The organism is Sulfitobacter sediminilitoris (assembly GCF_010667575.1).
Taxonomy (GTDB): domain Bacteria; phylum Pseudomonadota; class Alphaproteobacteria; order Rhodobacterales; family Rhodobacteraceae; genus Sulfitobacter; species Sulfitobacter sediminilitoris.
This window is the reverse complement of sequence record NZ_JAABNT010000002.1, coordinates 176,041-189,290: the sequence shown is the minus strand read 5'-3', so window position 1 is coordinate 189,290 and position 13,250 is coordinate 176,041. Positions and strand designations below refer to the sequence as shown.

10 protein-coding genes are annotated in these 13,250 nt (G+C 57.3%); 2 read left to right on the top strand and 8 right to left on the bottom strand.

Annotated features, from left to right (window positions below):
• Nucleotides 1-33 precede the first annotated feature (33 nt).
• From trxA to regB, 8 genes are all read right to left on the bottom strand, one after another.
• A complete protein-coding gene (gene trxA / locus GV827_RS03810) occupies nucleotides 34-354 on the bottom strand; it encodes a thioredoxin (RefSeq protein ID WP_164352377.1) in 321 nt (106 codons plus the stop codon).
• 40 nt (nucleotides 355-394) lie between these two features.
• Nucleotides 395-3,772 carry a double-strand break repair helicase AddA gene (gene addA, locus GV827_RS03805; protein ID WP_164352376.1) on the bottom strand — a complete coding sequence of 1,126 codons (3,378 nt, stop codon included), beginning with the start codon at nucleotides 3,770-3,772 and terminating at the stop codon, nucleotides 395-397.
• The gene (addB, locus tag GV827_RS03800) at nucleotides 3,772-6,729 is read right to left on the bottom strand and encodes a double-strand break repair protein AddB (protein WP_164352375.1); all 2,958 of its coding nucleotides are present in this window, start codon (nucleotides 6,727-6,729) and stop codon (nucleotides 3,772-3,774) included. Before addB ends, addA begins: the two co-directional genes overlap by 1 nt.
• A complete protein-coding gene (locus GV827_RS03795) occupies nucleotides 6,722-7,414 on the bottom strand; it encodes a nucleotidyltransferase family protein (protein ID WP_164352374.1) in 693 nt (230 codons plus the stop codon). Before GV827_RS03795 ends, addB begins: the two co-directional genes overlap by 8 nt.
• Nucleotides 7,387-8,418 (bottom strand): aminoglycoside phosphotransferase family protein, encoded by a 1,032-nt coding sequence (locus tag GV827_RS03790; RefSeq protein WP_204325703.1) that lies wholly within the window; start codon nucleotides 8,416-8,418, stop codon nucleotides 7,387-7,389. Before GV827_RS03790 ends, GV827_RS03795 begins: the two co-directional genes overlap by 28 nt.
• Entirely contained in the window at nucleotides 8,385-8,858 is a 474-nt protein-coding gene (gene tsaE, locus GV827_RS03785) for a tRNA (adenosine(37)-N6)-threonylcarbamoyltransferase complex ATPase subunit type 1 TsaE (RefSeq protein WP_164352373.1), read from the bottom strand. The genes GV827_RS03790 and tsaE overlap by 34 nt, the downstream gene beginning before the upstream one ends.
• 56 nt (nucleotides 8,859-8,914) lie before the next feature.
• Nucleotides 8,915-10,414, bottom strand: coding sequence for a PAS-domain containing protein (locus tag GV827_RS03780; RefSeq protein WP_164352372.1), 1,500 nt, complete (start codon nucleotides 10,412-10,414; stop codon nucleotides 8,915-8,917).
• A gap of 94 nt (nucleotides 10,415-10,508) precedes the next feature.
• Nucleotides 10,509-11,894: a sensor histidine kinase RegB gene (regB, locus tag GV827_RS03775; protein ID WP_164352371.1), complete on the bottom strand. Its 1,386-nt coding sequence runs from the start codon at nucleotides 11,892-11,894 to the stop codon at nucleotides 10,509-10,511.
• A gap of 100 nt (nucleotides 11,895-11,994) precedes the next feature.
• On the opposite strand from regB, the gene GV827_RS03770 reads away from it, so the two are divergent.
• Both GV827_RS03770 and GV827_RS03765 read left to right on the top strand, forming a co-directional pair.
• Nucleotides 11,995-12,609, top strand: a complete 615-nt coding sequence (locus GV827_RS03770) for an SCO family protein (protein ID WP_164352370.1) — start codon at nucleotides 11,995-11,997, stop codon at nucleotides 12,607-12,609.
• Nucleotides 12,610-12,694: 85 nt separating this feature from the next.
• Nucleotides 12,695-13,246 carry an ActR/PrrA/RegA family redox response regulator transcription factor gene (locus GV827_RS03765; RefSeq protein WP_164352369.1) on the top strand — a complete coding sequence of 184 codons (552 nt, stop codon included), beginning with the start codon at nucleotides 12,695-12,697 and terminating at the stop codon, nucleotides 13,244-13,246.
• The last annotated feature ends 4 nt before the right edge of the window (nucleotides 13,247-13,250 follow it).

Here is a 13,250-nt window from a genome sequence, read left to right as displayed (position 1 = left end):
GAGCGCCTCTGAAATCTTCAGTTGCCAAAAGGCTTAGATCGACTCTTCGATCCAACTTTGCAGCGCGGCCTTTGGCTTGGCGCCGGCCATGTTTGAAACGACCTGACCGTCCTTGAAAACAAACAAGGCCGGAATGCCGCGCACACCCATCTGGGCTGGGGAATTCGGGTTCTCATCCACGTTCACTTTGACGATTTTGACCTTACCGTCCATCTCGGCTGACAACTCCTCAAGCGCTGGGCCGATCTGTTTGCAGGGCCCGCACCACTCTGCCCAGAAATCCACCACAACGGGGATATCGGAATTCTTAACTTCGGCGTCGAATGTTGCGTCTGTGACTGCGACCGTGGCCATGATGCTCTCCTGAGAAGCGTTACATTGTGTTGTGCAGAACCTAGGAACGTGACTGCCCTACGTCAAGGTGATCTGACTGCGCAAACGCCTTTGTCACAAGATCGTGGGGCAGGGGCATGAGGGTCGCGTTCACCGTCCAGAGGACCGCTGTTCTGATTTCGTGATCGGGAAATATTTGCGACAGCATCGCCGCGTAGGCGCCCATTTGCCGCAGGATCCCTTCCGGGCAGGCGGCAGGGTCCGGCGGGACGTGCCGGTTGGTCTTGTAGTCGATCAGTTGCACGACGGAATCCGTGATCCGTAACCGGTCCACCACGCCGTGCAACCTCCGTTCGCCGACCTTGGCCGTGATGGGGACCTCGACCAGTGTATCGGGTGCAAAAATATCGCAAAGGTTATCGTTTTCGATCACGGAACGCGTTTCTGCAATGGCCTGCTCGGCCCGGTCTGGCTCAGCCTTCGCGGCGATCGCCTGTGCGGCGGCAGAAAACGCGGGTTCAGTCAGTCCCGGAAGAATTTCAAGCAGCTTGTGCATTACGGACCCATAGGCCTTTGCCGCTTCGCTCTCTTCTCCCAGATCTCCGGGGAGCGCCTTGGCACCGCCCAAATCTGACGGAGACTGGACATCTTCGATTTCAACAGCTTCAGGAGCATGGAGCGCGAAAATAGGCTCTAATATGGGACGAACGGCAGCTTCTGTCGGTGTCTCGGCAGTTTCAAGCGCGTTCCAATCACCTTCCTGAAAACGCCTGATCCCGGTGCCGGGAACCTCTACCGCATTGATGTGGCCCATGGCCTCTTCGGCAATCTGGTACCAAGCGGTATTGTCCTTTGAAAGATCGCCAGCAGCGGCAATCATCAGCCATTTTTCTGCCCGCGTCATGGCGACATAGAGCAGTCGCAAACGTTCTGCCTGTTGCGCGTCCTTCATTGCATCAACGGTTGTGCGCAGCTTTGACGGAAGATCATCTGTTGCGGGCTTCCAGACCGGTACGCCGTCCAGCTTGATGATCTCATCCTTGATTGTGACATCGCGTCGGCCGGTGTCCGGCAGGATCACGATAGGTGCTTCCAAACCTTTGGAGCCATGGACCGTCATCACCCTGATCTGGTTCGAGGCGGAATCTATCTGGCGTTTGATTTCAAGATCATCGGTCTGCATCCATTCGATGAACCCGGTCAGGCTTGGCACATCGTTGCGTTCATATGCCAGCGCCTGCGTCAGCATCGCGTTGATCCCGTCTTCCGCTTCAGGGCCAAGACGCGACAGCAGCCTCTCGCGGCCCCGGTGCCGGGTTAGAACGCGTTCGATCAGATCGTAGGGCCGCAGGAAATCAACCTGAGACCGCATGTCCCTGAGAATGGCAAGCGTTTCTGGATAATCGTCGCTCCGCTTTCGCAAGGCTTCCCAAAGGACGGGCTGCTTGCGGCCATGGGCGAGGGTGAAAAGATCCTGTTCGCTCCACCCGAACAAAGGGGATTTCAACGCAGTCGCCAGCGAAAGGCTGTCATCCGAGGTTGCAAGGAACGACAGCAAGGCGGCCAGATCCTTGACCGCAAGTTCCGCCCCGACCTTAAGGCGGTCGGCCCCGGCAATCGGCAAGCCGGCGGCCTTGCAGGCCCGGATCACTTCGGAGAACAACGCCGAACGCCGCTGCACCAGTATGAGGAAATCGCCCGCCCGGACCGGCCGTTTGATGAACGTGCCCTTTTGCGGCCCATCATCGGGAATGTAGGTCGGATTATCAGGGTCGGTCATCGCCTTGATCTGGGCTGCGATCTGTTCGGCAAGGACAACGGTATGGTGCTGGGCGCTGCGACGATCCAGCGGATCGGTCCAGGGGCGGTCCGGCTCTGCTTCGGCCTTCTCCACCAAAGGCCACAGGTCAACCCGGCCGGGCAGTGCCTCCTTGAAAGCGATATGGTGCGTCTGCTTACCGAAATCGGCCCGCCTTCTGGGATCAAAAGCAGTGTCTACAAGACGTAAAATGGCACTTGAGGACCGGAAAGAATAATCAAGTGAGCGGTGCTGAAAGAACTGCCCTGCGGCATTGATCTTTTCATCAAAAACGGCGCTCTTGCGGTCAAACTCCAACGGGTCAGCCCCCTGGAAGGAATAGATGGACTGTTTCTTGTCACCCACGACGAAAAGCGTCCGGGCAACGTCCGTACGCGCACCTGAACCGCTGTAGAATTCATCTGTCAGTGCCTCGATCACATCCCACTGCCGGGGCGACGTATCCTGCGCCTCGTCCACCAGAATGTGGTCGATCCCGCCATCGATCCTGTACAGGACCCATGCGGCAACCGCCTTGTCACGCAGCAACGCGCGCGCCTTGAGGATCAGGTCGTCGAAATCAAGCCAGCCGCGCAGTTGCTTGGCAGTCTCATACCGTTTCAGAAAGGCGCGGGCGAAATCATGCAGTGCCACGGCCTTGTTTGCCGCCATCAGGGCCAGCCGCGCGTCCCTCGCGTCTTCGACCCGCAGCATGAAGGCCTCAAGCTGTTCCATCGCGGCACCAAGAGCGGCTTGCGTTGGTTTTGTAGGGAAACTGCCGATCTTGGCGGTGAACGGCGCTTTTGCTCCACTGCTGAACAGAAACACCTTTTCAAGGACGGGCAGGGCGCTTTGATCGAAATCTGTGATTTGCTGCAGTGCACGTCCGGCTTTCTCATCATTGCCGCCCTTGGCCAAAAGATGCGGGATGATCTCGGCGATCACGCCATGCTCGTTGCCAAGAAAGACAGAACTTTCGATCTGGTGCTCGTCCAACGTGGTTGGCTGTCCCAGCAACGCCAGTGCGTCCGCCCTTTGAAATGCGCCGGTGAAAGTGTCCCGCATTCCGACGATGCTTCGGGTCATCTTGCCGAAATCCTCGCCTGTGTAAAAACGTGCAATACCGGCAATCAGCGCGGCATCCGGTCCTTCCGCCATCTCATCGACGATATCTGCACGCAGTAGATCGGCTGCGCGGTCCTCGATCTCGGTAAACTGCGGGCTTACCTCTGCTTCAAGCGGAAACCGCCGCAACAGGGACGCGCAGAAAGAGTGGATGGTCTGGATTTTCAGTCCGCCGGGCGTTTCGATTGCCAGCGCAAAGAGGGTACGCGCCTTGCGCAACTGTTCAGGATCCAATGTCCCGGCAATGCCCAGCTCTGCCATCGCGTTGCGCAAGGTATCGTCGGGCAACATGGCCCATTCGCCCAAACGCTTGAACAGCCGGTTCTGCATCTCGGACGCCGCAGCCTTGGTATATGTCAGGCAGAGAATGTGCTGTGGTTCGACCCCATTTAGCAGCAGCCGTGCCACCCGGTCCGTCAACACACGGGTCTTGCCCGATCCGGCGTTTGCTCCCAGCCATGTCGAGGCATCGGGCCGTGCCGCTTCGATCTGCGCGCGCGTGGCGTCGTCGAACATCACGTCAGATCCTCCGGTGTGGCCGGGGTCGTGCCGTCCCATTCACCAAAACGCGCAAGCTGATCGTAATCGCCTGCGGCGTCCTCGGTCTTGACGATCCGGCGCGAGGTAAAGCCTTGGTCCTGAGACAGATAGCTTTCGATCAACTTGCGAAGTCCGGCCAGAACAGCAGCTGGCGGTTCTTCGTCCAGCGGTGCGGCAACCTCAACCGGGGTGGAACCCAGACCGATGAAGGCGGCATGCGCGACGGGCGTCGGGCCAAGTTCCTTGAACCCGCCTTCCTCGATCATTGCCGCTTCGAGAAGCAGCTGTTTGTCAAAGAATTGTTGCTCTTTCTTGCTGGGGGGCGTGCCGGTCTTGTAGTCATAAATCAGCGCATCGCCATCTTCGGTTCGGTCGATCCGGTCAGCATAGCCATTGAGGGTGAAGCCAAGATCCTTGAATTCAATCGTCCCCTTGGCAGCCTTTTCAAACAGCACGGGTGATGAGTAGGCTTGTCGTGTCTGTTCTTGGGTAATGAACCAGTCGGCCACACGTTCAATCCGTGCGCGCCACATCAGGCGGGCGGCGGGCCATGGGGCTTCTTCTGCTAGAACTTCATCCGTGACATTCAGCAGATGCGCCTTGCTCAGCAGGGTCGGATCACCCCTCACCGATTTGATGAACAGCTCCATGACCCTGTGCAGCACGATGCCGCGCACAGGTGCGTCGGGGGATTGCACCAGCGGATTCACCGGGCGCAGTTGCAAAGTGTGTTTGGCATAGATGGCATAGGGGTCACGGATCAGACGGTTGATTTCTGTCACAGACAGCGTGTGTGGACGCGCCGGGACAGGTGGCCGGGGCGACGGGCGCGGGGCAGGGTCTGTACGTGTGAATGCTTCAAGAGCTTCGGTCTGGCTGATCCAATAGGCCCCGCGCTTGCGCATCTGGCGCATGGCGTCAGCACCTTTCTGATCGGGCAGCCCGTTCAGCAGGTTCTCAAGCCGGTTAAGCCAGCGCGATGGCACCGTCTCGGCCTCATCTGAACGAATTGCGCGGGTCAGCATGACCTCGGGCGCGGCAATCGCCTGCTGGTAATCATGGGCTGACAAACCGATGCGCCGCTCGGGCAAGAGCAATCCGGCCTTGAGCCGCATCTGCCGATTGAGCCAAGGGTCGGGCGGCGGTGCCTCGGGCCATGTCCTATCGTTCAGACCACCCAGAATGACCAGTTCCGCACCCTGCACGCGCGCCTCAAGCGTTCCCCAGATCATCACATGTGGATGGGGCGCATTACGGTCGCGTACTTCTTCTGTGCCCAGTAATGAACCGGCCAGATCGGCATAATCCGATGCTGTCATGACACCGCCGTGCGCTGCATGGGTACGGAGGTTTTCCATCACCTCATGGGCTTTTTGCCCGGCTTTCAGCTTCCACAACTCGTGTTGGGGGTCTCGTGGCTCTCCCGCTGCGATTTGTTCTGCCAGACCAAGGTGTGTTTCGACCCAATCGGAAAGGTCACGTGCGGGGCTGGTGTGGCTCGTGCCGAAGGTCTCGGCCACCCAAGCGATCCAGGACAGGAACCCTTCCGGGTCCTCAATCCCAGCCGCGACCTTTGCGCCGATGCGCGTCAAACCTTCGGCATTGGGATAGGGCAACCCGTCTTTACGGATCTGCATCTCAAGCCGCTGCGTATTTAGCTGATGATTGTTCCGTCCGTCCCCACTGTGGGTCAACGGGTGCTTCAGCAGGGTCAGCAAAGCCTCGGCATCAAGTTTGCGGACGAAAAGGTTCGCCACATGGCGCAGAAAACGACCCGGAGGAGAGAGTTGCAACGGAGTGCCGGCGCTGTCGTCGGGCAAAATGTTCCAGCGGTCCAGCGCCGATGTGACTTGCCGGGTCAGCATCCGGTCAGGGGTAATCAGCGCGGCGGTCTTTCCTTCCTCGACCGCCTTGCGCAGGCGCATTGCGATGCTTAGCGCCTCAATACGCGGGGTCGGTGCTTCAACCAGCGTGAGCGCTTCGGTTGCAAGATCAAGATCGACCAGCTTTGGCCCTTCGCTCAGCCATGTATCCGTGACCGGCGCTGGGCGAAGCGAGAGCGAAACAAGCGCATTTCGCGCGGGAGAGGGCGGAGAGATTTCTGCCCAATCCGTGACTTGAGGCCGCGTCACATCCAGTGCTTTCATCATGTGAAAGAACCGATACTGCGGATGATCTTCGGGCGGTTGCTCGGATTCAAGCATGCCCCACAGATGTCGTGGCATGTCAAAATCAAAACCGGGAAGGACCAGGGCACCTTGGGGCAAACGGGCAACCGCCTGCATCAACAAGGATGTCGTGCCGCGTGAACCGGTGGACCCTGCAACAATGACTGGATGCTCTGGCGGCTCATTTTCCCAATTTGCCGCGATCCGCTGGACCATTTGGCGCTGGCGCGCTTCGGTGTCGGGCTGGCTCGACATGCGGTCAAGATAGGTGTGAGCGATCTCAAGAAACTGCTTGGCACGTTCCCAGTGCCCTGACTGATCACTTACGTCGAGGTCTGCAATCTGCTGTGCGCTGACACCTTCCCCCTGCATCTCATCAATGAGCCCTGCAAGGCTATCAGACAGGGCATAGAGCGAGGCGCGCGGAGCGATTTTTGGATCGGCATCGAGCAGACAAGAAATCAGCTGGATCAGTTCCAGCCGTCGCTGTAGGGATGGGGTGGCAGGCGGCAGGGTGATGCCCGGCACAAGCGTATCGACTTCTGTCAGCAAACGGACGCGCGGCAAGAAGCCCGGCGGTCCGGCGTCGAAAATTTCGCGCAGGCGGCGGGCCATGCGGCGTGTGTTCACAATCAGATCAACCTGGGCCATTGCCTGCGGTGGCTGACCGTCCAGGCGCGTCCGAAGGCCAGCGATCAGGGCCGCGGGAAAATCAACGCCGGGTGCGACGCCGAATAGCCTTGGAATGTCCGATGGTTCAAACATCATGCATCTTTAGCATGTTTTCTGCCATCTTTATCCCCGCGGGGTGGCCCACGTCGCACCATTTTCCCTGATAATGCAGCCCGTACATCCGGCCCGTTGCAAGCATTTTGTCCCACAGCAGATTGAGCGAAAACTTTTCTTTCTTGATCTCGTGAAGGAGGTCAGTTTTGATGATCTGCACACCGCCATACACTGCGCCGGGCCCGCGTTCTATCCTGCCACTTTCTGACAGCATGAAATCGCCATTGCCTTCATGACCAACCGCGCTTTCCTTTGGAATACAGATCAACAATGCGTCCATTTCATCGGGCCGCCAGCCCGCGATCAATTGCGCGACAGGGTTTGGCCCAACCCATATGGCGTCCGTATTCATCGTGATCACAGGCGATTTGCCCAAGAGCGACAAGGCATTGCGCAACCCGCCCCCTGTTTCAAGGATTTGAGGCATTTCAACGATCGTCTGAACCCCCTGAGGAGCAAGATGCGCTTCCAGAAGCTCTGCCTTGTAATGCAGGTTCGCAATGATCGGCGCACAATCAACGTCACGGGCCAGTGCCAACGCGTGATCCACCAGCGGTTTGCACGCGACAGTGATCAGCGGCTTGGGTTTGTCCTTGGTCAGGTCTTTCATCCGCGTGCCGAAGCCCGCGGCAAACATCAGGACGGGGTATGTTGGCGCGGGCATTGGCGTTTCAGTTGCTCCAGAAAATCGGGGGTTGGTTCGGGTAGGGTTGCACTGACGCTTGCGGCAAGCGGGGCAAGGGCCGGGTGGGCCAGATTTTGCTGCACGTAGTTCCAGACGCGTGGGATCATATCGACGTAGTGCGCTTTGCCATCACGCAGACAAAGGCGGGCAAAAATGCCAAGGATGCGTAGATTACGCTGCAATCCAAGGATGGCGTAGTGGCGGCGAAACATGTCGGCATTCTGCCGCGTTTTGCCTAGATAGTAGTCGATGATTTCGGCCTCGACCGTGGTGCTGACATCACGGCGGGCGTCTTGCAGGACGGAGACCAGATCATAGGCAGGGTGGGCCAGCATGGCATCCTGAAAATCAAGTAGCCCGACGCGCTGAACACCTGATCGGTTTGGCAGCATTAGCAGGTTTTCCGCATGATAATCGCGCAGCATCAGAACGGTTTCATGCTGAGCAACGTCATCGGCAAAAGAACGGAACTGCTCTGAAAACGCGCTATCGGTTTTTGGTGCATACCATTCGAACAAAGGCGCCAGCATATCAACCAGCCATGCGGTGTCGCAGATCACCAGATCAAGTTTTGGCACATCGCGCAGGTGCAGCAATACGTCGGCCGCGTCCCGGTAAAGTGGGATTTGGCGCGACGGTTCGCCAGCCATCAGATCGGCAAAGAGGGCATCGCCAAAATCCTCGATCAGCAGAAGACCCTTTGCCGCATCCTGATGATAAATTTCCGGAGTACTGAGGCCTGCGTTTCGCAGGTGCTCAGCAATGCGCACGAAGGGTCGCACGTCCTCGCCTTGATCTGGTGATGCATCCATCAGAATGGCGGTATTGCCCCGGGTGTCAGTTAGCCGGTCGTATCTGCGGTTGGATGCATCGCCAGCAACAGAACGGCGGTCTACATCCGACCAGCCAATCCGGCGCAGGAATCTGTGTATCTCTGTTTCCCTGTCGTTCACTTGCGCCAGTCTTTCAGTTTGTTGTCCCATTTGACGTCGGTCCAGCGGATTGTCAGATGGCGTGCCTGTTCTTCGTCACCAGACGAGAACGAAAGCGTCAAAGCATGCTCTGGCAAAAGCGACCCCAATCGGTCTGGCCATTCGACCAGACAGATGTCCGTCTCGAATGCATCGGCCAACCCAAGCTCTTCGATCTCGTGGGTGGAGGTCAGCCGGTACAGATCGGCGTGCCAGATGTCGCCCTGATCTGTTGGGTAGGTCTGTACCAGCGTGAATGTGGGCGACGGAACGTCTTCGGGATGCCGGAGCAGGGATTGGATCAGGGATCGCGCGAAATGGGTTTTGCCGGCACCAACATCACCTTCCAAAAGCACAACGTCACCAGGCTGAAGTTGCGCACCCAGAAGCATCGCGTATCGGGCAGTTTCTTCCGGGTTTTTGAGGGAAAGCGTGAGGGTCTGTTCGGTCATGATGCATGGTGACAATGCCCAGAAGCCTGTGCAAGCCGAAAGCGATTACCGCGCGATCATACAGTGCCTTTAGTCAATGCCGGATCATGGTTCTGCGTGCTTACTTCCGCTGCTGAAAACCGGATCAATGTGGCGTCCGAAGCGATTGGCACAAGCTGGCAAGCGATCTGGCCCCCGGTTGCAAGGCGCATGGTGATCTCATCATTGTCACGCCGGCCCACAGTGGTCACAAAATCAGCGATGTTTGTCCAAGGTACAACAGGTCTCAGCCGTTCTTTCCAAAGGTTGATGGCATCCAGAATTGTGATGTCCGCAAACGCAGCTTCGGGGTTGTGACCCCACATTTTCCGATAGGCCGCGTTGGAAAAGGTCAAGATACCTGCCGATGAGAATACCACCATCGCATCATCAATGCAGTCGAGCAGCGCTTCGTATTGTTCGACTTCGATACGAAAGTTGCGGGTAAGTGTAACCTCGGGGCTAATGTCTTCGATCAGGAAAGCGGTTGACCCGTCCGGATGTGGGCGCCCCTGGACAGAAAAGGTTCGGCTATCTTCCAGTGTCCACGTCTCACGGTATTTGCCTCCTGATGCCACTGCGATCACCTCGGCGATGTCTTGCCGCCAAGTGCTGTAATTCTTTGGCTCAGGCATGCCTCTGTTTTCCCGCAACTGGTCAAAGAAGGACATCATGGTAGGCTGGGTGGCAAGGAACGTCGGCCGAAGGCCGGTCAGATCAACAAGTGCCGGATTGAAGATGCCAAGCCGACCGTTCTGATCAAATATTGCAAGTCCGATGGACAAATGCGCAAACGTCTTGGCAATGGTCTGGACAAAGAAGCGCTGGGCTATTTCTGATTTCACAAGCGGCGTAATGTCGTTGGCTTGACAAAGTGTCTTGCCTTGGATTGTTCGGGTGGACACTTCGTACCACTCTTCATTTCCATCTGGCCGCTCAAGCGAGACACGTTGCGGATCGTTGCCATTTGGTCGGGAAAATTCTGCTTCGATGTCAGACCGGTCAAAACGCAGGCAAAGCGCATCGAAGGCCGCATAGCGCCAGCCCACGCCCCCATCCTCTTGGACCTCCCACACCGGCTGGGTTATCGTATCGGAACACAGCTTGTGCATATTCTGATCAACGAATGACATTGGGCCGGTCCCGGTCTGGCCAGCTTTCTCGGTGATCTGCACCCAGCAAAGCCCGTCCCGCCAATTGATTTCCAGGCAAGAATTGTCGTTCGGATCACGGGCAAGTAGCAACATACTGCCTGACGCCCCAGTCCCCGCCACATCAGGAAAATCAGGGAAACGAGGCATCAGCGCCTCGCGCAGATCGTCCCAGACGTGCGCCCCCGGTAGAAAACAAAAGGTGTTAAGAGCCTTTTGCGTTGCATGATGAAGAACACCTTCATCAAAGAGCAGGGAGAGAGGTTCATCAGCTATTTGCCAATGCGGTGCTGACGCTGGTTTCCGTTGAGCCAGCATGATTGCTGCAATACCGGCCGTCGTGATGGCCACGCTGACGATCAGTAGCAATTCAAGAATCGTCAGCATGGATTTGTCCCCGACGTTTGCGACATCGGGTCAGTCTCATTAAATTTGGTTAACGACACATTAATTGCTGGTCTGACAGACCTGCCGCTGAATTTCAGGCTGTGATTTGTTGATTGCGGCCGATCGGCTGGCGGTTGGTCGCGATTTCTTCTTCCAGTTTGGCACGGGGCCAGATCACCTCGACAATCGCACCGGACCCAGAAGTCCCCGGCCTGCCGTCTGAACCATTCGCAAACCGCAGTCGTGCGCCTGACCTCTCAAGCAGGGTTTTTGCGATGAAAAGGCCAAGGCCCATACCTTCGTATTCCGGGCGTGAGATAGCAGTTTGTGAGCGGGATCGTTCTCGCATGAATGGATCGCCGATGCGGCCAAGGATATGCATAGAAAAACCTGGTCCATCGTCCATGATCCGGATGGAAACATCTTTGTCTGACCATGCGGATTCGACCCAAACGGTGCTATGTGCAAAATCGACGGCATTCTGAACCAGATTGCGCAGGCCGTGAATGATCTCGGGTTTGCGGAGTATTGTCGGTTGGTCTTTGCGCTGATCCGGGCCGGGGACTTGCGTCAGGACTACGGTTTTGCCGCGCTCCATATGGGGTTCAGCGGATTCAAGCACGACAGCTTCAAGCGGGGCCTGACGGAGATGAATGTCGTCTTTGCCTGCCCGGCCCATGTCACGCAAAATGTCCCGGCAACGGTCGGCCTGATCGCGGATCAGTGCGGCGTCTTCGGCCAGATCCGGATGGTCCTTGAGGTCGTGCAACAGCTCGGCGCTGGCAAGTTTGATTGTTGCCAAGGGTGTCCCAAGTTCGTGCGCGGCGGCGGCCACGACGCCACCCAGATCGGTCAGTTTCTGTTCGCGCGCCAAGGCCATCTGCGTCGCGGCCAATGCGTCACCCATTGAATGTACTTCGGTCGTCACCCTGCGAGAATAGGCACTGGTAAACAGGATCGCGATGACAAGTGCTGTCCACTGACCAAAGATAAACAGCCCCGGTATCGCCAGCACCTTACCGTTTTCCGTAATCAGTGGCAGATGGAACAGGGCCAGTAGGCTGACCAGCAAGATCGCCGCCGAACACAACACAAGCGTGGGCCGCAAGCTGAGCGCGGTTGCGGAAATGGTCACCGGTCCCAGCAGCAAAAGGGCGAACGGATTGTTCAATCCGCCCGTGAGAAACAGCAGGAAGGCGATCTGCAGCAGGTCGAACATGATCATCCAGAGATTCTCAAATTCGGTGAGGCGCTTGTTCTCTGGATAAATGAATGTGGTGACCAGATTGGCGATAACAGAGGCGCCGATTGCCAGATAGCACAGCCCGAGTTCAAGCTGGAGCCCGTATATAAGTTGCGCCACTGTAATCGCAATCAGCTGGCCGGTGATTGCAACCCAGCGCAGCATGATCATGGTGCGCAACCTGATCCAGTTGGCCCGCGTGGGCCCTGAAAGAGGACGGATGGTTGCCTGCGTCATGAGCGCACCTTTTGTTTATTCGCTGTTGCGTACGAAAGGATGTAGCGTAGGTCTGCGATATTACACGATCAAGAGCGCCCTTTGGCGCAGGAGGCCCCCCATGAACCGTAACATAGCCATAGGTGCCGTTGTGGTGGCGGCCACGTTTCTGTTGGGATCGGTCTGGTTCGTCATGCAGGGTAGCGGTGATGACGACCAATTCGCGCAATGCCGGTCTTCAACAGTTGCCGGGGATCTGGGCGGACCGTTTGAACTGGTGAACGCCGCAAACGAAACAGTCACTGACAAAGATGTGATCACCGCGCCATCCCTGATTTATTTCGGGTATACCTTCTGCCCTGACGTCTGCCCACTGGACGTTGACCGCAATGCGTCTGCCATCGAGATCCTTGAAGAACGCGGCACGATGGTGACGCCAATCTTCATCTCAATCGACCCGGCACGCGACACACCTGAAGTGGTTGGTGAATTCGCTGAAGTCATGCATCCTCGGATGATCGGGCTGACCGGCTCACCCGAACAGGTCAAGGCGGCAAGTCAGGCGTACCGCACTTATTACAAGGCGCATCCGGCGGTCGATGATGAGTATTTGGTCGATCATTCGACTTTCAGCTATCTGGTGATGCCCGAGATTGGATTTGTCGAATACTTCCGCCGTGAGGTCACCCCGGACGAGATGGCTGACAAAATTGGGTGCTTTGTCGACCAGCTTTGAGGTGAACCTTGGCCCCGGGGTTTGACCCGCCCCGTCTTAGACCCATATTAAGCCTAGAATTCAAATCGAATACGGGCGCTTTGACGTGACACAGGAAACTACCAGTATCGGGCCGGACAAATCGTTGTTGCTGGTCGATGATGACGAACCATTCTTGCGGCGTCTGGCTAAGGCGATGGAAAAGCGTGGATTCGAAGTTGAGACAGCTGACAGCGTTGCCGGTGGCCGTGCCATCGCGACAGCGCGGCCTCCAGCCTATGCCGTTATTGATTTGCGTCTTGAAGATGGCAATGGTCTGGACGTGGTCGAAGTACTGCGTGAAAAACGCGAAGATGCACGGGTCGTGGTGCTGACCGGATATGGCGCGATTGCAACGGCGGTCGCTGCGGTCAAAATCGGGGCGACGGATTACCTGTCAAAACCTGCCGACGCCAACGACATCACGAATGCCTTGTTGGCAAATGGCGACGATTTGCCACCACCGCCTGACAATCCGATGAGCGCGGACCGCGTAAGGTGGGAACATATCCAGCGGGTTTATGAGCTCTGTGATCGAAACGTATCTGAAACCGCGCGACGGCTGAGCATGCACCGCCGGACATTGCAGCGTATTCTGGCGAAACGGTCACCACGCTAGGCTG

Bases quoted from the DNA above. Each gene is read 5' to 3' on its own strand.
- trxA (WP_164352377.1), bottom strand. From the start codon at position 354: ATGGCCACGGTCGCAGTCACAGACGCAACATTCGACGCCGAAGTTAAG.
- addA (WP_164352376.1), bottom strand. From the start codon at position 3,772: ATGTTCGACGACGCCACGCGCGCGCAGATCGAAGCGGCACGGCCCGAT.
- addB (WP_164352375.1), bottom strand. From the start codon at position 6,729: ATGTTTGAACCATCGGACATTCCAAGGCTATTCGGCGTCGCACCCGGC.
- GV827_RS03795 (WP_164352374.1), bottom strand. From the start codon at position 7,414: ATGCCCGCGCCAACATACCCCGTCCTGATGTTTGCCGCGGGCTTCGGC.
- GV827_RS03790 (WP_204325703.1), bottom strand. From the start codon at position 8,418: ATGGGACAACAAACTGAAAGACTGGCGCAAGTGAACGACAGGGAAACA.
- tsaE (WP_164352373.1), bottom strand. From the start codon at position 8,858: ATGACCGAACAGACCCTCACGCTTTCCCTCAAAAACCCGGAAGAAACT.
- GV827_RS03780 (WP_164352372.1), bottom strand. From the start codon at position 10,414: ATGCTGACGATTCTTGAATTGCTACTGATCGTCAGCGTGGCCATCACG.
- regB (WP_164352371.1), bottom strand. From the start codon at position 11,894: ATGACGCAGGCAACCATCCGTCCTCTTTCAGGGCCCACGCGGGCCAAC.
- GV827_RS03770 (WP_164352370.1), top strand. From the start codon at position 11,995: ATGAACCGTAACATAGCCATAGGTGCCGTTGTGGTGGCGGCCACGTTT.